This window comes from Ensifer adhaerens (assembly GCF_002007205.1).
Taxonomy (GTDB): domain Bacteria; phylum Pseudomonadota; class Alphaproteobacteria; order Rhizobiales; family Rhizobiaceae; genus Ensifer; species Ensifer adhaerens_D.
The window spans coordinates 262,796-283,426 of record NZ_LAZS01000011.1; the positions used below are offsets into that span (position 1 = coordinate 262,796).

Consider the following 20,631-nt stretch of genomic DNA (forward strand, 5'->3'; position numbering starts at 1 on the left):
GTTTATTTATTTTGCAGTTTTGGAGTATTCGCACCGATGTCCTTAACTCATTTGCAGCGCCTGGAAGCCGAGGCGATCCACATATTCAGGGAGGTCGCCGCGACCTTCGCGAAGCCGGTCATGCTCTATTCGGTGGGCAAGGATTCCTCCGTCATGCTGCATCTGGCGATGAAGGCATTTTATCCCGGCAAGCCGCCTTTCCCGTTCCTTCACGTCGACACCACTTGGAAATTCCGCGAAATGATCGAGTTTCGCGACCGCACTGCGGCCGAGCTCGGCATCGATCTCCTCGTTCATATCAACCGCGACGGCCTCGAACAGAAGATCAATCCCTTCACCCATGGCTCCAACGTGCATACGCATGTCATGAAGACGGTCGCCCTGCGCCAGGCGCTCGACAAATACGGCTTCGATGCGGCTTTCGGGGGGGCCCGGCGGGACGAGGAAAAGAGCCGGGCAAAGGAGCGCATCTTCTCCTTCCGCAACGGCCAGCATGCCTGGGATCCGAAGAACCAGCGGCCCGAGCTCTGGAAGAGCTACAACACGCGTGTCGGCCCGTCCGAATCCATTCGAGTCTTTCCCCTGTCCAACTGGACCGAACTCGACATCTGGCAATACATCCTCAAGGAAAACATCCCGATCGTACCGCTCTACTTCGCCGCACGGCGCCCGGTCGTTGAACGGGACGGCATGCTGATCATGGTGGATGACGAGCGCATGCCGCTCCATGCGGACGAGAAGGTCGAGCAGCGTCTGGTGCGGTTTCGCACGCTTGGCTGCTACCCGCTCACAGCCGCGATCGAATCCAACGCCACGACACTCCAGGACATCGTCCGTGAAATGCTGACTGCCCGCACGTCGGAAAGGCACGGCCGGTTGATCGACGCGGACGAGACGGCATCGATGGAGAAGAAGAAGCGGGAGGGGTACTTCTGATGACCGCCAGCATCCCCGCAACGTCGGGCAGCGTGCTCGAATATCTGGCCAAACAGGAGAAGAAGTCGCTTCTGCGCTTCATGACCTGTGGCTCGGTCGACGACGGCAAGTCAACGCTGATCGGCCGCCTGCTCTACGACAGCAAGCTGCTGTTCGACGACCAACTCGCGGCACTGAAGCGCGAGACCAAACGGAACAGCACCAACCACGGCGACATCGATTTTGCGCTCCTTATCGACGGCCTGGAAGCCGAAAGAGAACAGGGCATCACCATCGACGTCGCCTATCGCTTCTTCGCCACGTCGCGGCGCAAGTTCATCGTGGCCGATGCGCCAGGTCACGAGGAATACACCCGCAACATGGTCACCGCGGCGTCCACGGCCGCCCTCGCGGTCGTACTTGTCGACAGCCGCAAGGGCATCCTTCGGCAGACGCGGCGCCATTCCTTCATCGCGTCCCTCCTCGGGGTGCGCCATGTCGTTCTCGCCGTCAACAAGATCGACCTCGTCGGTTTTGACCGCCGCGTGTTCGACACGATCGTGGCCGACTACCGGGCATTCGCCGAGAACGTCGGTTTCTCGACGATCACGCCGATTCCGATCTCGGCGCGCTTTGGCGACAACATGACGAGCCGTTCGCCGAACATGCCCTGGTATGGCGGTCCAACATTGCTGGAGCATCTCGAGACGGTGCCGATCGAGGAAGAGGCGGCCGAAGCGGAATTCCGGTTCCCGGTCCAGCTTGTCCTTCGCCCAAATCTCGACTTCCGCGGCTTTGCCGGTCAGGTGGCATCCGGCAGTATCGCAGTCGGCGATCCGGTCGCGGTGGCAAAATCCGGCCAACTCTCCCGGATCAAGGAAATCGTCACCTACGACGGCAAGCTTGCGCGCGCGGTCGAGGGCCAGTCTGTCACGCTCGTGCTGGAGGACGAACTTGACATCTCGCGCGGCAACATGCTCGTGCCGCCGGAAGACCGACCGCATGTCGCCGATCAGTTCATGGCCCACGTGATCTGGCTTCACCCGGATGCGATGCTTCCCGGTCGCAGCTACATCCTGCGCACGGAGGTCGACAGCGTCAGCGCGACCATTACCAGCCTTAAACACCAGATCGACGTGAACACCTTTGCCGAGGAAGCGGCAAAATCGCTGCGCATGAACGAGATCGGCGTCTGCAATCTTTCCACCCAGGCGCCAATCGTCTTCGACAGCTACAAGGACAACCGAACCACCGGCAACTTCGTGCTGATCGACCGCTTTACCAACGCCACGGTCGGCGCCGGCATGATCGACTTTCCGCTGCGTCGCGCGCTCAACGTGCATTGGCAGGCGCTCGACATCAACAAGAAGGCTCGTTCCGCGCTCAATCATCAGACGCCGCGCGTGCTGTGGTTCACGGGTTTCTCCGGGTCGGGAAAATCGACGATCGCCAACACCGTCGAGAAAATGTTGCACGCCCAGGGCAAGCACACGTTCCTGCTTGACGGGGACAATGTCCGTCACGGCCTCAATCGGGATCTCGGCTTCACCGAAGAAGACCGCGTCGAGAACATCAGACGCGTGGCCGAAGTCGCGAAACTCATGACCGAGGCGGGTCTGATCGTGCTGGTGTCGTTCATCTCGCCCTTCCGCTCGGAGCGCCGCATGGCCCGCGAGCTGTTCGGTCCCGGCGAGTTCATCGAGATCTTCGTTGATACGCCGATCGAGGAATGCGCGCGCCGCGATCCCAAGGGCCTCTACAAGAAGGCGCTCGCCGGCGAGATCAGCAATTTCACCGGCATCAGCTCACCCTACGAGCGTCCGGAGACGCCGGAAATCCACCTCCATACCGTCGGCCGCGAAGTCACGACGCTTGCGAGCGAGATCGAGGCTTACCTGGACAATCAATGACGCCACCTCGGCGGGCAAGGACGATGCCGTCAGCGGCACTACGGAGAGAGACGATGATCGATACGCTCACGGCAGCAGCGATAGAAGCCGGCAAGGCTATTCTCGACGTCTATGCGCGTGACATCGCGGTCGATGAAAAGGCCGATTGTTCGCCGGTCACCGAAGCCGATCGCTGCGCCGAAGAGATCATCCTTGCCATTCTGGCGCGAACCTTCCCCGATATTCCGGTGGTGGCCGAGGAAGCGGTCGCGGCAGGCGCCGTGCCGGAAATCGAAGGCCAGCGCTTCTTTCTTGTCGATCCACTCGACGGCACCAAGGAATTCATCAACCGGCGCAGCGATTTCACCGTCAATATCGCGCTGATCAGCGACGGCGTGCCGGTGGCCGGCGTCGTCTTCGCGCCCGCCCGGCAGGTGGGCTATGTTGCCGAAGGGGGGCGGGCCACGAAGTTTCAGGTGGCCGCCGACTTTGCCGTGATCGAAACGACGGAAATACGCTGCCGGACGCGACCTGCGAGCCTGACGGCAGTGGCCAGCCGTTCGCACAGCGATGCGGAAACGGCGGATTTTCTGGAGAAGAACGCGATCCGCGACTGCACGTCGATTGGTTCGTCGCTCAAGTTCTGCCTGCTTGCCGAGGGGCTCGCCGATGTCTATCCGCGCTTCGGGCGCACGATGGAGTGGGATACGGCCGCCGGCGATGCCGTGTTGCGTGCGGCCGGCGGCCGCGTGACCACGCTTGACGGGCAGCCGTTCCGCTACGGAAAACGCCGCCAGGCAAACGACTGCGATTTCGCCAATCCCGGCTTCATCGGTTGGGGGCGGGATTGCGGACCGGAGGGTCGCGAAAAGGAAGCGGATTGAAGGGAAAACGGGTAGAGTGCCCGAGGACGAGGTAGGCAGGATTCAAAGTGCTACAGCGACCGTTGCGTGTCTGACCAGGCGCGCGGCGCTGCAATGTCGGGTGAAGGTGACCGCATGCCATGAACATGTTCAACCATACCCTTTCGGCCGGACTGGGCCCCAGTTGGAAAGCCGCGCGCCGCGATACGCCGGGCATCGTGCTCACCAGGAAGATCGAATTCCTGCTGCTGCTTGGTGCCGTATTCTTCTGCTCGATGAACTATTTTCGCTACGGCGACACGAACTTCACCGTCGCCGACGTCCTCGCCCTGCTCTGCTTCTGCTTCGCACTGCTCAACCGCAACATCGATTTTCAGCTCTTCGGGCGCCTCAGCAGCGGATTGTGGTGGCTGGGGCTGACGATGTTGGTCTTTGGTCTGCTCGCGAGCAGCATCGCGGGTCCGGACCCCATGCGCGGCGTCGTCATCGTCACGCAATATCTCTACGCCTATCTCTTCGTGGTGCTGTTGTTCAGCGGCCGGACGCTTGACCAGCTCGTCCTGCTCGCAAAGACCTATGTGTTCTCTATCCTCGTCCTGTGCTTCCAGGGCATCTACCTCATCCATATAGACGGCCGCACGAACACGAACTTCGTCAGCGGCAACGGACGCTTCAGCGGCTTGATGGAACGTGAAAACGAGTGCGCGGCAGTGATCGCGCTCGCGGTCCCTATCCTGCTTCTGCTGATCACGACCAAGCGCATCAACCGCGTCTTCGCCACTTTCGCCTTGCTGATCCTAATCTACGGGATCCTGCTGACCGGTTCCAATACCGGTCTCATCGCCCTGGTCTTTGGCATGACCGTATTCACCGTCATCGGCGTCAACTGGAAGCGGCTGGTCGTCCACGTCGCCCTGATTGCCGGCTTGATCCTCGCCGTCGGCACCTCCGCCCGCGACTATCTGCCGACCGCATTCCAGAAACGGGTGCTCGGGGCGCTCGAAAGCGGCGACATCGGCCAGGCCGGCACATTCGACCATCGGGTTGAATTGATCTATGAAGCGATGAACATGACCGATAGCACATTGCTGCTCGGCGTCGGCGCGGACCAGTACCGGCTCGCAAGTGCCATTCACCAGCCGGTTCACAACCTCTATCTGCTCCTATGGACGGAGGGCGGCCTGATTTCGGCAATCGGCCTTCTGGTGATGCTGCTCTCCGCCTTCGGCCCGGCGCTGGTGGTGGCGCGGGTTCCTGGCGGTCGGCCGTTTACGGGCTGCATCGTTGCAAGCGTCTCTATGCTGCTGCTGGTCGCCAATGCCGTCCCGCATGCCTATAGCCGGTTCTGGCCCTTCCCGTTCGTGCTGCCCGTGGCCCTCGCCTGCGCCTACGTCGCCCTCGCGCGTTCAGCGAAAGCGGCACCGGATAGCGTTGCCCAGCCCGAACCAGTTGCCCAACCGGATCTGCGGCCACAGGCGCCTATGGCTCGGGCACGCCCTGGCGTGCGGCGCTGAGCCGCCGCTCGCTGATGCGGTCGCCGAGAAGCATCACCAGAACGGTTTCGGCGATGATCTTGAGATCGAGCCAGGCTGACCGGTTGGCAATGTACCAGAGATCGAGATCGAGCTTGTCGTCGTTCGACAGAATGGCGTTGCCGCTGATCTGAGCCCAGCCGGTAAGGCCGGGCCGCACGCTGCAGCGCCGGATACCGCGTTCGCCGAGCGCTTCGATCGTCTCCGGAAGGATCGGCCGCGGGCCGATCAGGCTCATGTCGCCGATCAGGATGTTCCAGAACTCGGGCAACTCGTCCAGGCGCGTCCGGCGGAGCAGAAGCCCGAACCGCCCCGTCCGTTCGGCATCGCCGAGAAGGCGCCCTTCGGCGTCTCGCGCATCCGACATCGATCGAAATTTCATCATGCGGAATGGGCGCCGGTCGAGCCCTGCCCGGGTCTGGTAAAACAGCACCGGCCGCCCAAGCCAGATGGCGACGGCAATGCCGACCATCAGCATGATCGGCAGGCTCACGATGCCTGCAAGCAACGCAAAGACGATGTCAAAGCACCGCTTCATCTCCAACTCCATGCATCGGTCGCAGCGCGTCGGGCAATCGCGCCACGCTGCATAATCGTCTCCGAAAGAGCGGCTCTATACCCGCGCTTCCATTTCAAGCACCGGCGCGCGCTGCCCGAGGCCGGGAAGAGACGCCTCGGTGACGATCGTATGCAGATGGCGGGCAGCCCTGTTCATCGCCTCTTCGCTCTGCGCCGGATCGACGAGCAGCGCGATACTGGTTTCACCCAGCCGGCGCGCGACGGGAAGCCGCTCGGTCGGAGAAAGACCAAGGTCGGCGAAGCACTTTTCGAGGTAGACCTCGGAGCAACTCCCGGTAAAGCACGGTACGCCCGCTGCATTCATGGCGGCAACGATCGAGTCCCGGTCGTATCCGGGCTTCAATGCTTCCGGCCGAACGAACACATAGTAACGATAATAGGCGTGCCGATAGCCCTTCGGCAGGTTCGGCACGCGCAACGCCGCAAGCTCACGGGCCACGTCATCGAGGATCGCAGCATTGCGGGTCCTTGTCGCGTGCCATGCCGGAAGGCGTTCCAGTTGCCTCGACCCGAGAACGGCCGAAGGTGATGTCATGCGCCAGTTCGTGCCGATCGTTTCATGCAGCCAGCGGAAACCTGGCGGATGCTCCCTCAGGAATGCCGCATCATAGGATTTACCGTGGTCCTTTCGGCTCCAGGCCGTCTTCCATAGCGCCTCGTCGTCAAGAGCGATCAGGCCGCCCTCGCCACCGGTCGTGATGATCTTGTCCTGGCAGAAGGAGAATGCGGCAATATCGCCGAAACTTCCGACCGGCCGGCCATCGATCTCCGCACCGTGGGCCTGTGCGCAATCCTCGATCACCCACAGCCCTGCCTGTTTGGCGAGGGCCATGATATCCGGCATGTCACAGGGAAAGCCGGCAAGGTGCACGGCGATAATGCCTTTTGTCCGGCTGGTAATCTTCGGTGCGATCGTTGCGGCGCTGATGTTCTGGCTGTTCTCGTCGACATCGGCGAAGACGGGAATGCCGCCGCAAAAAGAAACGCAGGACGCCGAGGCGACGAAACTGCGCGGCGTGACGATCACCTCGTCGCCGGCTTCCAGACCGAGCGCGAAAAGCGCCAACTCCAGCGCCAGCGTCCCGTTGGCAAGCGCGATGGCGTGCTTGCGCCCGAGCGCACGGGCATAGGCTTCTTCGAAGGCCGCGACGTGCGGCCCGGTCCAGGCATTCACCTTTCCCGACCTCAAGACCGCCGCGACATCCGCAATCTGCTCCTCGTCATATACCGGCCACGTCGCCACAGCTTGCTCCCTCGCTCGACTGAAAACTCCGGAAATATCAGATGACCTGCCGCACCATCACGAAGGCCTCGGCGGCCGATTTGAGCACGGTTGCGCCGCGCAAGGTGGCGAGCGCGTTCAAGGTCTCAAGGCTGCGCTCATGGGGTGCAGCCCGAACCTGGGATTTGAACGCCTTCATCGCCGCAAGCTTTCGATCGATATGGTCGGTGATGTCGACAAACACGTTCGGTGCGAAGCCCGGCGTCACATAGGGGGCGTTCCAGTTGGTCTCCGAGAGCGTCTCATAGGCCAGGATCACCTTGGGATAACCGGGTTGGTGCGGCCTTGCGGCGACCAGCGACGACAGGAAGATCAGCTGATGATCGACATGCATGTCGCCGACGAAGGGGATGAGCAGGGTTTGCGGCGCAATGGAACGCACCAGTTCGAACAGGGCGGCGTTGAGCGCCGCATGGGAAGTTTCGGAGAGCGCCGCAGCGGGAAAGCCGAGCCAGCGTGTTTCCTTGACGCCGAGTATGCGATGCGCTTCATGCGCTTCGGCCTGAACGGCCGTCACCGTCGCGCGATCATAGGCCGGCGGTTTTCCTTCCGTGACAACAGCCACGAAGACGTCGTTTCCTTGCGCGGCCAGCCGTGCCATCGTGCCGCCGGCGCCCAGAACTTCGTCGTCGGGATGTGGCGCGATAACAAGCGTTCGTCCAAGCGTTTCCATAAGGCTCATCCTGCGGCCCTCATCAACGCGCCGGTCGCCGACGATTTCAACACCTCTGCCCCGCAAGGACGGTCATCTTTGCCGTTCAACGCCGGCATCGGTCCATATGCGAACGGACCCCTCACGCAACTCTCCATCTATGCACGGCCGAAGCCCCCCTACTATCCCGACGTTACAGGCCGGCGATCGATACGAAGATGACATCCCCAGGCAGCACCGCGGTAACTTTCGTGGCCTCGATGCTCTGTCGGGTCTTGGCCTCGCCGCGACCGGTCTCCCGGTCGATCTTGTAGAGAAACGAGACCTGTTGCTGCTTGCTCGCATCGTTGTCGGCGGCAGCCATCAGGAGCATCTGCTCCTCGGTCGTCCGGCGCTGCGTTTCGAGCTTTTTGAGCGTGGCCTCGCGCTCCTGGAGCAAGGTCAGGATCTCCTTCTCGCGGTTTGCCGTCAAGGTTTCGAGCTGCAGCTTGAGGCTGGCAAACTCGCGCTTGGAGCGCCCGATCTCGGAAACGAGTTCCCACAATCGCGATCTTTCGCCCGAGGTTGCCATCTTCACCCGTGAAAGCTCGGATTCCGTATTCAGCTCCCTTTTCCTGAGCGCGAGCGTCCTCGCCTCAATCTGTTCGTTGAGCCCGACCACCTCCTGCTGCTGCGCCTTGAGCTTGTCGAGGATCATTAGGCTGGCCTCCGTCTGCATGATGCTCTGCTTGAGGATCTCCAGTTGGTTCTTTGTCGACAGCAGGTCCGTCTTCAGGATCTTCTCCTCAATGGCAACGACGGGACCGACCGAAGCTTCATCGACATACTTCTTGACGCTTTCCGGAACATCCTTGAGGTCGACCTTATCGGATCCGCGCAACTGCGCATTAAGGCGGGCGGCGTACACCGCCTCCCGTACGATCTCGACATCCGTTTCCTCGATCGTGCCGCGCAGCTTCGCCCGGGCAATGATGCGGTCGGCCGGATTGCTCATCGCCGTCTGCGGTCCGCCCGCCAGACCGACCGCCTGCTCGACCGTCAATCCCGGATAATAGGCGAAGGAACCAGGCGTCCTCACTTCGCCGAGGATCAGCACAGGGCGGACCGTTACGATCGAGAGCGACAGCTTCGGGGCGGTCAGCAACTGGCGGGACAGAAATTCGCTGCGCAGGGCGTCGACCGCTTCGGGAATGGTTTGTCCTTCGACCTTGAACGCGCCGATCAGAGGAAAGGCCGCCGCCCCATCGGTGCCGATCGTCAGGGAGACCGGCAGGTCGACATCATCCAGAATGTCGAAGGACAACACGTCTCCGACCGAAATCCGGTAAGCCGCCGGCGCCACCTGTGTCGGTGTCGGCACGCTCGTTGTCGCAGCACCCGTTGTGGCGGCGCCGGGCGTGGCGGCGTTCGACGCGCCGGCAGCATGGAGGGGAGCCGTCAGCGACAACGTCGCGGTCGCGACAAAAGCGATATGGGCGAGGATGCGATAGATTGTTTGAGCCGGAAACTTCATGCTTCCCTCTAACGAATAAAATTCGAGCTTCACGATGGTCCAACCGCACCAAAAGAAGCGGAATTTAAACTCCAACAATGGATGAATTTATTTTACGAGGCCTATGTAATTTCTTTCAGTTACTATGATATGCTTCAAAAAGAGGTTCCAATGCACAATCTTTAATTGCATATGGATAAGTAATTAAATTTCCCTAGAAACAGGGAAACAAACATTCCTCGCACGGCGAGAACACTAAAAACATATTAGCATTCTTCCATGAAACAGGCGTGATTGCAACCTCGAAGCAGGATGTAATTTTGTGACATTATTGGAATCACTACTAAAAAAGACAAGAAAGTATCGTTTAGCCTGGCAAGCCGAAGCGGACCTCCACGGACGGCTCAAGAACATAACGCACCTTCTGACCGGCAACTTCGCGAGCGCCTTCATCGGGCTGGCCGGCTTCGCATTGACGGCGCGTGCACTCGGTCCCGCCGACTATGGCCTCCTCGCCCTGTCCTTCGCCTATACGCGCGGCATAGAGCGCTTCGTGAGCTTCCGCTCCTGGCAGCCGCTCATCAAATATGGGGCGAAAGCGCTGCAGGCCGGGGAGACCGACGACCTCAAGGCATTGTTCAAGTTCGGACTGCTGATCGATCTTGCCACCGCACTTGCGGGATGGGGTCTGGCGGTGCTGATCGTCCTGTTTGCCGGACCGCTTTTCGGCATCTCCGAAGAAATGAGCCGTTTCGTGCTGATCTACTGCGCGGTTCTGCCCTTCCAGGTGACCGGAATGCCGACCGCCGTGATGCGCTTGTATGGCCGCTTCAAGATTGTCGCCTATGGCCAGGTCGCCGCCAGCATCCTCAGAGCGCTCCTGTGTCTGGCCGGCGTCTATCTCGGCTGGGGACTGTTCGAGTTCATGCTGCTGTGGATGGCTTCCCAAATCTGCAGCAGCCTGAACAGAACCGCCTGGGCCTTCCGGGAGTTGCGCAAGCAGGGACTGAGTGGCGTGATGTGGGCGCCGCTCGGCGATATCCAGACCCGTTTCCCCGGCTTCTGGAGTTTCTCGCTGTCGACCAACATGGCGCTCATCATTCAAGCCTGCGCCTTCGAATTCGACACGCTTCTCGTCGGTTATCTCGCCGACCCGGGGTCGGCCGGCCTCTACCATATCGCCAAGCGGGTGGCCAAGATCGCACAGCAGGCCGGCGAGCAGGTCCAGGCGGTGCTCTACCCGGATCTTTCGCGCGTATGGGCGACCGAGGGGATCGCCGAATTCAGAAAGACCGTCAGCCAGACCGGATGGCTGCTGTTCGGCTTCGGCATCTGCGCCCTCATTGGCGCGCATCTGACGATCGAATGGGTGCTGCGCGTAACGGCAGGCCAGGGCTTCGAAGCGGCAGCGCCGCTCGTCATGGTCCAATTCGTCGCCGTCATCCTCTTTCTCTGCGGCAGGACCCTTTATTCGGCATTGCTCGCCATGGGGCACGAAAAGATCCTGCTGCAGAGCGCGCTCCTCGGCGGCCTTCTCTTCTTCTTCACGGCAATCGTTCTCATCCCGCGTGTCGGCGCGGTGGGTGCGAACGTTGCTCATATCGTGATGTCCGGCGTCTGGTTCGTGCAGATGGCGTTCGCCTATCACCGCAAACTGGACAGCAAACGCTGAACCCGGCAACCGCCCCTCGCTCTCCGCCGCGGCTTCGGCCCGATCGACGTCGGCTGCTGGCGTATGGCCCGCTTTCGGTGATTTCGCGCCGGCTTCGGGATTGCACGTTATACCAAAGCGGCTGCGGCGATCGTACCCGCGCAAACGATAGAGCCGACCACAGACACGGGAGGCTGTTCCAGCGCGGCGGCCGATCGCGCTTCGAGCGGCCTGCGTCTGAAGAAGCTGTTGACATCAACGATCTTGGGATTTGACGAAGGGCAGCTAGCGGACCCAAAAGCGCGTCGCGACCTTTCAGATTCGCTCCGTGCGCTTTAAGTGATTGATTTGTCGCATGTCGTCGTCGCAAAACCGCTGCGCACTTTTGCGCGACATGCTCCAGTTACAGGCGCCCGCCTGATGCGAGCGCCTCTTCCGGCTGCCGCTCGTCGGGACGGCGGTGCCTACTCCGACCGGTCACAGTAATTCATGACGCTGCCGAGAATAACCGCATGGTTCAGCGACAGCCGTTGCTGAACATTGGCGAGCTGGCGATCCGTCGTGCCGCCCGAGCGGCAGACCAGAATGACGGAATCCACGTGCGACGCCAGCCAGATCACACCCTCGTTCTCTTCGACCGCCGGCGCGTCAACGATGATGAGATCGTAGCTGTCGCGCAGTTCGGCGCAAAGGACATCGAGGTTCATCAGGCCCGGCCGCACCGAGATGAATTCGAGATAGGGATAGGCAGGGGACGCCGCGATCCGGCTCTTGATATCCACCTTGCCTTCGAGCGGCGCCGTGATCGCGGTCTCCTTGGTGTTGGCACCGGCAATGTTCGGCGCGCTTTGCGCCGACATGTCGAGATCGATGACGATGGGGCGCAGCCCGTCGATCTTCGCCATCGTGGCCATGCCGAGCGCGACCGTGGTCTTGCCGTCGCCTAGCGCCGGCGAGCACAACATCACCACCTTGCCGCCCGCCTCGTGGTCGATCGTGAGCCAGGCCATGCACAGCGTGCGCATGGCGGTGGCGGCCGCCGACTCCGGATTGTTCATCATGTAGTGGTAGAAGGCCGACGAGCTCCGCAGGCGCTTGCGCATGTCGGGAACACTGGCGAGGTTCGGGCGATTGAGCAGGTGTTCGGCATCGCGCGGCAGGTACAGCCTGCTTTCGAGCGCGTCGGAGATGATGACCCCGACGACCGCGAGCAGGACGGCCCCGATGCTGCCGGCAACGATTACCAGCGTGTTGTTCGGGAATGTCGGCTTCGTCGGCACTTCCGCATAGGAGGCAATTCGTGCCGTCGGCTTGTACTCGCCCCTTTCGGGATTGAGCGCGCCGAGCCGCTGCACGATCTGATCGTAAACCGCCTGTTCCGACTGGAGGTCGCGGGCAAGTTCGCGCCGGCGGATCTCGGCGAGGTTCCGCCCCTGGACCTTGTTCTGCAGCGCGCTCAGTTCGGCCTGGAATTTTTCGGCGCGCACCGTTGCGACCTTGGCGTTGTTGGCCAGTTCCCCGACGAGGCGTTGCGCCTCGGTTCCGATCATGCTGCGCACGGACTCCAGTTCGTTCGTGGCATCGAGGACCAGCGGATGGTTCTTGCCGAACTTGGCGCCGAGCTGCGCTCGCGTGCGCTCGAGCCGCGCCTCTTCACCCCGCAACTGGTCAAGCTGCGTCGAGGTCAGGGAGCCGCCGGCAAGCTCCTTGCCATCGGCCGACACCAGCTGCTTGGCTTCGTTGTATTTCGCAACCGCGCCCGCCTCCTCGACGCGCAAGGCCACATATTGCTCGTTGAGCTGCAGCATGCGGGCTCTCAGAACATCGTCTTGCGGATCGAAGGTCAGGTCGCTGTCGCGGGCAAAGGCGGCGATATCCCGCTCCATGCCGGCGATCCTGGTGGCACTGTTGGCCATCTCGCCGCGCAGATAGGCAACGGTATTGCTCGTCGCCTCTTCGGTCTTCTGCGCAGTCCAGGAAAGATATTGCTCCGCGATAGCGTCGGCGATCGTGGCCGCCTTCAAGGGGTTAGGCTGCACCACGCGGATCGTCAGTGCCAGGCTTTCCCCGGTACGGGTAACGACATAGGAGTTCAGCAATGTCGACATGGCCCGGTTGCGCTGCACGTTTTCCGAGATGAGCCGTTCCTTCTGGACGCCCTGGTCCGGCGCGCCGAAAACGAATTCGTAGATATCGGCGAGGAACGACTGCAGGAACGTCTCGTGCTCGCTGCGGGTCTTGGGCAGATAGGTGTTGAAATCGGGATCGTTGACGAGATTGAGCGCATCGACGACGACGCCGACGAAGACGCGCGAGCGGATCATGTCCAGCTCCGTTTCCATGACCGAGCGGTCGCGCTCGAGCTTGCGCAACTCGACCTGCGCCTCGTAGGGGCGAACGTCATTGCGGTCGAAGACGATGGCGGACACCGCCGTGTAGGAGCGCGGCAGCAACGCTGCCGTGAGCAGTGTCGCAAGCAACGCCAATCCCAGCAGCGAGAGGAAGGTCACCTTATACCGTCGGAAAAGCTCGAGCAGGTCGCGGATGCCATATCCGCGCGGCGCAACGCGCGCCTCCCGATACTGAACCGCAGGCATTTGGCCCCGCCCAGGAGGCGCTTCTACTTTGCGATCGATGGTCAGCATGAGAGCCCTAACATATATATTTGATAGAAATACCTGGGATAGAAATACCTGGTCTCAAAGAACTAAAGGCATACACGCACAGACTCCTCGCAGCGGTAGGCAACACTGCCGGACAAAATACTGACGTAGAAATAACATTCAAATTTAGAAAACTATATTATACCACATCCGGAAGAGCAATAGTTGCTTGCCGCCGAACCACGGAACGGTTTGACCTCCATGGTTGCGGCAGACATTATCGCGCACTTCCGACAATTGCAGATCATCGCAGAAACGGAGCCAGCGGCCGCCTCTAGTTCGGATAGCGACCGGCAACCCGCTCCTGCGACAACCATTCCATGAACTGATCGAAACGCGTGCCTCCGCCCGCCGAGGCGGGCTCCCAGGCATCATTCACACCGACGACGCCGCCGAACTTTTCCTCCACGCTGTCGGCCATGCCATCGCCGTCCTCGTCGACATAGGCACGCGCCTCTTCGATCGCCGGGATCTCACCCGGTGCGACCACCATTCGCCCGGTTCCGCCCTTACCTTGTGCCCCCATGTCGCTGATCCAGCGGTTGTCGAGCTCGTCGCGGGGAAACGCGCCGGACTGGCTGCGAACGTGATCGTAGGCTTCTCCGGCCGCCAGAAGCGTGTCGACCGCCAACGGGCAAGGCGGGCGGGACACGACGAACTGGTCTGTTCCCGGCGACAGCATCTGAAGCGACTTGGACGGCGGCGCCCACACCTCGTTGCCGCTCTCGTAGATCTGCGGCTTGCCGGCGCTTTCGACATTCTGCCACTTGATGGCGTAGGTTTTCTCGACCGTGCTCGGCCCGGCCTTGAAGTAGTTGCCGACATAGGAAATCGGCGTCCCGCCCGGATACTGCGAGAACACCTCGCCCCATTCGGAACGCGCATTGAAGAACACGTTGTTTATGATCTCGATGCAGGATTTTCCGTAGTGGTTGTTGTCCGGGTTCCTGTCATTGTTGGAAATACAGGCATTTCGCCAGAAGGTGATGTTCTGCGGAACTCTGGGATCGGCACCGAGCAAGGTGCATTTGCTGTGCTTGTTCAGCCCCTCGGCAAAGATCGAGTTCGCGATGGTGATGTCCGTCGTATTCGCATAGGTGCTGACATTCTCGTCGGTCGCCCAGGACATGGACGTATGATCGAAATAGACGCGCTGGCTGTTTTCTATCACCGCCGCATGCACGTTCTCGACGGAGTTCGGCAAACGCGGCCGAATGCGCAGATGCCGGACGATCACGTCGTGCGTCTGCTTGGCAACGAGAGGCGTGTGCCGCAATTCTTCGTTCGTCTGGTCGATTGTCAGCAAAATGCCGCCGCCCGGCGCTGTCTGCCCGAGGATCGAGACCGAGTGATTGTCTTCGCCGATCGTGAGTGAGGACTTGAGCCGGATGACCCCGGAAACACGGAACACGCAGTTTCGCGGCCCGGTCGCATTTATGCATTCGCGCAGCGTGCCGGGGCCGGCGTCGTCGAGGCTCGTCACCTGGATGATACGGCCGCCGCGGCCGCCCTGTGCCATCTTGCCGTGCCCTTCGGCACCCGGAAAGGCAACCATCTGCGGCTCGCCAGCAGAAGCCGCGATGCCCCAGAAAGCGGAAAGCAGGGCGAGCGTTCGCGCGCCATACAGGAAAGTCCTCGCGCGCCATGCGTCTTGCTGGACAAGCCGAAGACCAGAACGGCCGCCCGGCCGCGGCGCACATGGCCATGTGCGCAGCATGGAAGTCTCAATTGGCATAATTTACTCCCAAAGCCTTTTGGCGAGGCCCCGCTCCAGAAGCTTGAAAACGCTCGTGCAGGGCATTTCAATCCGCCCTATTCATCAATCAAAAGAATATTTTTCGCGCAATTCGGAGCGAAGCTTTCCACTTTTGTTATAGTTCGTCAATTCGATTTATTTATATCACCCAAAATAGGTATACAACTCTCGCTTTTGGGCTCTCGAAGTAGCATTGAGACGATGCTATAGTTTTTCCATATTTAGTTTACTTTCGGGACCTCGTTTCGTGTCTCAAAAAGCAATTACCGTCGGATTTCCATTTTCGGGAGATGACATCGGGGGGAGCCACATATCGGCGCTCAACCTCATATCGTCGTTCGACCGGAGCCGGATAAACCCCATCGTCTTCGTGCATCATCCGCGCAAGGCGCTCTCCAGATATTTGGACGAGAACAAGATCGAGTACGTCACGATCGAGGACATTGACGTCCTTTCACCGCAACGGGATCGCCCCCTCGCAAAGCGATCCTTCTCGGCGCTACGGTATCCGATCTCGATGGTGAAGATCATCAAGCTCCTGAGACGGCACCACATCGACATCGTGCACACCAACGATGGCGCGATCCACACGACCTGGGCGCTTCCAACCTACCTGGCCGGCGCAAAGCTCCTGTGGCACCACCGCGGCGACCCCCGTGCCCGGGCCGTCAACATGCTTGCGCCCCTTCTCGCCAAGCACGTGGTCACCGTCTCCCGGTTTGCCCAGCCGGCAAAGCCGTTGCTGCCGCTTGAAGGCCGTATCTCGGTGCTGCACAGCCCGTTCAGGCATCCGGACCAGATCCCCGATCGGGAGCAATGCAGGCTGGCGCTGGTCCACGAACTCGGTTTGCCGGAAGACACGCGGTTCGTCGGCTACTTCGGGCTTCTCAACGAACGCAAGCGCCCCCTTCGCTTCGTCGAGGCGGTTCACGCGTTCCACCGCAGCAATCCGGACTTCCCGATTGCCGGCCTGCTTTTCGGCACGCCGGAGCAGGCGGGACCACGGCTCGACATCGAGACCGCAGAGCGCGCACGCGCGCTCGGGATTGCCGACAAGATCCACCTCATGGGATTCCGCCATCCCGTCGCGCCCTTTATGTGCGGAGTTGACATCCTGCTCGTGCCGGCCATGAGCGAGCCGTTCGGAAGAACCCTCATCGAGGCCATGATGTACGGCACCCCGGTCATCGCGACCAATCACGGCGGGAACCCGGAGGCGATCGAAAACAACGTTACCGGGTTTCTCGTCGAGCCGGAAAACCCGCAGGCTTTCGTCGCCCCGATGGAGCGCCTGCTTAAGGATCGCGGCGAATGGCAGCGCATCAGCGAACAGGCACGCGTCTCGACGCTCGCCGCCTATGGCATCAAACCCCATGTCGACGGCATCGTCAGCATTTATCAGCGAATTCTCGGAAAGCCACCGGCCGACATTTCGGTTCATCCCGCGCACTGACGGATGCGCTCCCCGACAGCGGAAAGAAAGAGAACGACATGCAGCTCTCGGATATCGATTTCCTGATCATCGGCGCCGCCAAGAGCGCGACCACATGGCTGCAGCAATCGCTGCAGCAGAACCCTTCCGTCTATATGCCGGATCCCGAACTTCACTTCTTCAGCCGCAACTTCGAAAAGGGCGACGGCTGGTATCTGGAGCAGTTCGCACCGAAGTCCGAACAGGCCATCGTCGGCGAGAAATCCAATTCCTACCTCGACGCACCGGAAGCGGCTGCCCGCATCAAGAAAGCGCTGCCGCACGCGCGGCTGATCGCGCAGCTTCGAAATCCGGTCGACCGCGCCTATTCCGACTACTGCATGCTCTATCGCCGTGGAGAAGTCGGCACCGACATCACCAGCTATCTCGATCCGCGCCAGGCGAAAGGTGGCCGTTTCCTGGTCGGCGGGCTCTACTGCCGCCAGCTGGAAGCCTATCTCGACCTGTATCCGGCCGAGAACCTGCAGGTTCTGCTCTATGAGCACATGCGCCAGAGCCCGCAGGCCCATCTCGATGCGGTCAGAGACTTCCTGCAACTGCCCTCGCCGCTGCATCCGGTGTTCAACAAGGTCAAGGACAAGACCGTGCCCGTCGTGCCGCCGAAGCTTCGCCGACTTCTTCAGCCGTTAAAGCCGATCGCAGCCCCCTTCCGTGGCAATGCCATCGTGAAGGGCCTGCGCTCGATGGTCGCCCGCGAACTCGACTATGTGCCGCTGCCGACGGACCTGCGCAACCGGCTGGTCGAGTTCTACGCGCCGGAAACCGAAAGGCTAGGCGCGCTTTTGAAGCAGGACCTTTCGGGTTGGCTGCAGGCGGCCGCCGGTAGCGCGCGACCAGCGGCCTGATGCTGCCCTAAAGCGCGTCGCGCTCCTTCGGATTCGCTCCGTGCGCTTTAAGTTATCGGTTTGGTGCATGTCGTTGTCGCAAAACCGCTGCGCACTTTTGCGCGACATGCCCTAGTCCGCGACAGATCGCTCAAATCGCAGGCCGAGAACGAGCGGCACGGCCACCAGATAGACGGCGACGACCGACAGCCAGATAGCCCCTGGCCATTCCTGCCTGACGACGAAGTAAAAGCTCGAGAATGCGAGCGGGCTGACGATCGATGCCAGGCTCACGGCCGAGGCCAGCACGCCCTGAAACTGGCCTTGCCGGGTCTCATCGACCTGCCGGGTCGCGAGCGACTGCAAGGCCGGCACGCCGATGCCGCCAAGAACGAAAACCGGCATGATGGCGAAGATCATCCAGCCCTCGGTGGCGAATGCCATGACGACCAATCCGATGCACGCGCCGGCGACGCCGATGAGGATCGTCGTGCGTTCGCCGAGCCATTTCACCGCCGGGCCCGGAAGGAAAGCCTGGGCGAGGGCCTGACAAACGCCAAAGGCGCCGAGAGAAAGACCGATCCAGAACCCGTTCCAGTGAAAGGCGTCGCCACCCCACAGCGCCCAGCAGGTGCTGTAGGCCTCGCCGGTTGCGCTGAAGGTGATGAACAGAACGACGATCGGCATCAAGCCCTTGGAGGAGAAAGCCCAACTGAGCGGGCGAAGCGGATTGAGCGCCGCCAGGTCGATCTTCTCCCGGCCGGGAACGCGTGATTCCGGCAGGACGAAGAGCGCCAGCAACAGATTGCAGGCGTTCAGGACCGCAGCGGCAATGAAGGGCAACCGCAAGCCATGGTCGCCGAGGATGCCCCCGAGGACCGGGCCGACGATGAAGCCGATGCCGAACATGGCGTTGAACAGGCCGAAGCGGCGGGCACGCTTATGCTCGGGCGAGATATCGGTGATATAGGCGGTCGCGACAGCCAGATTGGCGCTCGTCAGGCCGGCGATTGCGCGCCCCACAAGAAGCATCCAGAGATTGGAGGCAAAGACCAGAAACAGGTAGTTGGCGGCGGCTCCGCCGAGAGAGAGCAGCAGGACGGGCCGTCGGCCGAGGCGGTCGCTGAGCGCACCGAGCACCGGTGCAAACAGGAACTGCATTACGGCATAAAGGGCAGTCATCGTGCCGATGAGCGGCGCGATATCTTCCGTCTGCGTGACCTCCTTTAGCAGCGACGGCAGAATGGGAAAGATCAGCCCGATGCCGACGGCATCGAGGATAATGGCAGCAAAAATGACGATAAGTGGTCTGTTCATGGTAAAGGGTGTGGTCATGGCACGCTCCGGTAGACGCGAGCGTGCGGCACCGCCAGGCGCCAATGGCTCGCGAGCAGGGGGCTGACGAAATGTCAGATATCTGGTTTCTGGGAGACGCTGGCCGATCCGCGCCGAAATAGGCGGGGATGGCATGTACTCGACCGCCTGGACGCCAATTCGTCCACCTGTTTACTCCGCCACTGAGCGGATCAAGGGAAGCGGTCGCTTTTCGCGACGGGCAACATTTACGTCAGATAGCCGCGCGCCGCAATCCCTGACTAGCGGCAAGTCAATAACATGAGATTTAAACTCCACTATTGCACTTGGCTCTGCGGCCCGCTATCCCATTCCCCGCGCCGGCCAACGGTGCGGGGATGGCGGGGGCGACTTCAATCCGATGAAAAGCCGTGACGACAAGCTGGCTTTGATCTCGCCGCGACTGCGGCGGCGCTCATTCTTGGCCGTTGGCTCGCCGCACTGCCGCTTGGCGATACGACCGTCACGGCGATCGGGATACCGGGTCGTGCAGCTCGAGCCACCTTGTTCTTCGTTGCCGCCATTGCTGCTGCCGCCGCAACGATGATCGTCGGCCCGGTCAGCTTTGTCGGCCTCATGGTCCCCCCACCTCGGCGCCCAGGCCGGGTTTCGGCGCGAACGCGATCTGGTGCTCGCCTGCGCCCTCACCGGCGCTGCCTTCCTGGTTGGCGCGGACTGGATCGGACGCAACCTTGCCTGGCCGTGGCCGATGGCGCCGGGTCTGATCTTCGCGCTCTTCGGCGGGCCGATCTTCCTCTGGCTCATCTGGCGGGGTCGCACGCAATGAAGCCGGCTGCGAACAGCTTACCCGATCAAATCGAAACGCGGCCCGATCACGACCCGTCGGCAGACATTGCAGGAACCCCGATGACAGACGCCAGACCTCTCTTTGCGCTGCGTGACGCCAGTTTTTCCGTCGGCGGCCGCGTGCTCGTGCAACCGACGACCCTGGAGATCGCCAGGGGCGAGATGCTGGCGCTCGTCAGCCACAACGGCTCAGGCAAGTCGACCCTCCTGAAGATGCCGGCCCGGCAGCAGGCGCCGTCATCCGGCACGATTGCTTTCGACGGCAAGCCTCTCGAGGCCTGGGCCAGCCGTGACTTTGCCCGACGGCTCGCCTATCTGCCGCAGCAAATCCCCTCGGCTCCGGCCATGACCGTCCGGGAACTGGCGGCCATGGGGCGCTACCCCTGGCATGGCGCGCTCGGCCGGTTCGGGCGCGACGACCGGGAGAGCGTTGAGCGCGCTTTGGATCGTACACATATGCTGCCGCTTGCCGATCGGCTGGTGGACACGCTTTCCGGCGGCGAACGCCAGCGCGCCTGGCTCGCCATGCTGCTGGCGCAGAATGCGGCATGCCTGCTTCTCGACGAGCCCACGGCCGCGCTCGACGTTGCGCACCAGATCGAGGTGCTTTCGCTCGTTCGAACCCTGTCACGTGCCAGCGAATTGACCGTCATTCTCGTGCTGCATGACATCAACATGGCCAGCCGTTTCTGCGACCAGATCGTTGCGCTCCATTCCGGCCGTCTCATCGCCAGCGGCCGGCCGGAGAGGATCATGGAAAAGACGACGCTCGAACGCATCTACGGGGTGCAGATGGATGTCTTCCCCCACCCCTCGGCCGAGCGCGTCATCGCCGTTCCGAGTTGAGGGAAGACGAGCGGAAGGTCCACGACCGATTTTGG

16 protein-coding genes and 1 pseudogene are annotated in these 20,631 nt (G+C 61.5%); 10 read left to right on the forward strand and 7 right to left on the reverse strand.

Annotated elements, in window-relative coordinates:
* The first annotated feature begins 36 nt into the window (after nt 1–36).
* The 4 genes from cysD (at nt 37) to XB14_RS24825 (ending at nt 5,181) form a co-directional block, all read left to right on the forward strand.
* Nucleotides 37–936, forward strand: coding sequence for a sulfate adenylyltransferase subunit CysD (cysD, locus tag XB14_RS24810; protein ID WP_077965343.1), 900 nt, complete (start codon nt 37–39; stop codon nt 934–936).
* Nucleotides 936–2,825: a sulfate adenylyltransferase subunit CysN gene (gene cysN, locus XB14_RS24815; protein WP_077965348.1), complete on the forward strand. Its 1,890-nt coding sequence runs from the start codon at nt 936–938 to the stop codon at nt 2,823–2,825. Before cysD ends, cysN begins: the two co-directional genes overlap by 1 nt.
* A 53-nt stretch (nt 2,826–2,878) precedes the next feature.
* Nucleotides 2,879–3,688 carry a 3'(2'),5'-bisphosphate nucleotidase CysQ gene (gene cysQ / locus XB14_RS24820; RefSeq protein ID WP_077965349.1) on the forward strand — a complete coding sequence of 270 codons (810 nt, stop codon included), beginning with the start codon at nt 2,879–2,881 and terminating at the stop codon, nt 3,686–3,688.
* Between the two features lie 119 nt (nt 3,689–3,807).
* Nucleotides 3,808–5,181: an O-antigen ligase family protein gene (locus XB14_RS24825; protein ID WP_077965350.1), complete on the forward strand. Its 1,374-nt coding sequence runs from the start codon at nt 3,808–3,810 to the stop codon at nt 5,179–5,181.
* Here XB14_RS24825 and XB14_RS24830 read toward each other — a convergent pair.
* The 4 genes from XB14_RS24830 to XB14_RS24845 all read right to left on the reverse strand — a co-directional run bounded on the left by XB14_RS24830 (nt 5,147) and on the right by XB14_RS24845 (nt 9,225).
* On the reverse strand, nt 5,147–5,737 hold the full coding sequence (locus tag XB14_RS24830; RefSeq protein WP_077965454.1) for a sugar transferase: 591 nt from the start codon (nt 5,735–5,737) through the stop codon (nt 5,147–5,149). The genes XB14_RS24825 and XB14_RS24830 overlap by 35 nt on opposite strands.
* A 75-nt stretch (nt 5,738–5,812) precedes the next feature.
* Nucleotides 5,813–7,021, reverse strand: coding sequence for a DegT/DnrJ/EryC1/StrS family aminotransferase (locus XB14_RS24835; protein ID WP_077965351.1), 1,209 nt, complete (start codon nt 7,019–7,021; stop codon nt 5,813–5,815).
* A gap of 37 nt (nt 7,022–7,058) precedes the next feature.
* Nucleotides 7,059–7,742, reverse strand: coding sequence for a PIG-L deacetylase family protein (locus XB14_RS24840; RefSeq protein ID WP_077965352.1), 684 nt, complete (start codon nt 7,740–7,742; stop codon nt 7,059–7,061).
* A 163-nt stretch (nt 7,743–7,905) separates the two neighbouring features.
* Nucleotides 7,906–9,225 (reverse strand): polysaccharide biosynthesis/export family protein, encoded by a 1,320-nt coding sequence (locus tag XB14_RS24845; RefSeq protein WP_077965353.1) that lies wholly within the window; start codon nt 9,223–9,225, stop codon nt 7,906–7,908.
* A 301-nt stretch (nt 9,226–9,526) separates the two neighbouring features.
* Here XB14_RS24845 and XB14_RS24850 point away from each other — a divergent pair, with 301 nt between their 5' ends.
* Nucleotides 9,527–10,876 (forward strand): lipopolysaccharide biosynthesis protein, encoded by a 1,350-nt coding sequence (locus XB14_RS24850; protein ID WP_234804138.1) that lies wholly within the window; start codon nt 9,527–9,529, stop codon nt 10,874–10,876.
* A 443-nt stretch (nt 10,877–11,319) separates the two neighbouring features.
* Here XB14_RS24850 and XB14_RS24855 read toward each other — a convergent pair whose 3' ends face one another.
* Together XB14_RS24855 and XB14_RS24860 are read right to left on the reverse strand one after the other, a co-directional pair.
* Nucleotides 11,320–13,452: a GumC family protein gene (locus XB14_RS24855; protein ID WP_179119659.1), complete on the reverse strand. Its 2,133-nt coding sequence runs from the start codon at nt 13,450–13,452 to the stop codon at nt 11,320–11,322.
* Between the two features lie 340 nt (nt 13,453–13,792).
* The gene (locus XB14_RS24860; RefSeq protein ID WP_143348526.1) at nt 13,793–15,073 is read right to left on the reverse strand and encodes a pectate lyase family protein; all 1,281 of its coding nucleotides are present in this window, start codon (nt 15,071–15,073) and stop codon (nt 13,793–13,795) included.
* Between the two features lie 448 nt (nt 15,074–15,521).
* On the opposite strand from XB14_RS24860, the gene XB14_RS24865 reads away from it, so the two are divergent.
* A complete protein-coding gene (locus XB14_RS24865; RefSeq protein WP_179119660.1) occupies nt 15,522–16,727 on the forward strand; it encodes a glycosyltransferase family 4 protein in 1,206 nt (401 codons plus the stop codon).
* Between the two features lie 38 nt (nt 16,728–16,765).
* The gene (locus XB14_RS24870) at nt 16,766–17,611 is read left to right on the forward strand and encodes a sulfotransferase family protein (RefSeq protein WP_077965384.1); all 846 of its coding nucleotides are present in this window, start codon (nt 16,766–16,768) and stop codon (nt 17,609–17,611) included.
* Between the two features lie 111 nt (nt 17,612–17,722).
* On the opposite strand, the gene XB14_RS24875 is transcribed toward XB14_RS24870, so the two are convergent.
* On the reverse strand, nt 17,723–18,907 hold the full coding sequence (locus XB14_RS24875; RefSeq protein WP_077965457.1) for a TCR/Tet family MFS transporter: 1,185 nt from the start codon (nt 18,905–18,907) through the stop codon (nt 17,723–17,725).
* Between the two features lie 477 nt (nt 18,908–19,384).
* On the opposite strand from XB14_RS24875, the pseudogene XB14_RS33965 reads away from it, so the two are divergent.
* From XB14_RS33965 to XB14_RS24880, 3 genes and pseudogenes are all read left to right on the forward strand, one after another.
* Nucleotides 19,385–19,465 (forward strand): annotated as a pseudogene (locus XB14_RS33965) (hypothetical protein); the annotation flags it as partial.
* Nucleotides 19,466–19,508: 43 nt separating this feature from the next.
* Nucleotides 19,509–19,730 (forward strand): iron chelate uptake ABC transporter family permease subunit, encoded by a 222-nt coding sequence (locus XB14_RS32825; protein ID WP_143348529.1) that lies wholly within the window; start codon nt 19,509–19,511, stop codon nt 19,728–19,730.
* Between the two features lie 80 nt (nt 19,731–19,810).
* The gene (locus tag XB14_RS24880; RefSeq protein WP_143348530.1) at nt 19,811–20,596 is read left to right on the forward strand and encodes an ATP-binding cassette domain-containing protein; all 786 of its coding nucleotides are present in this window, start codon (nt 19,811–19,813) and stop codon (nt 20,594–20,596) included.
* The last annotated feature ends 35 nt before the right edge of the window (nt 20,597–20,631 follow it).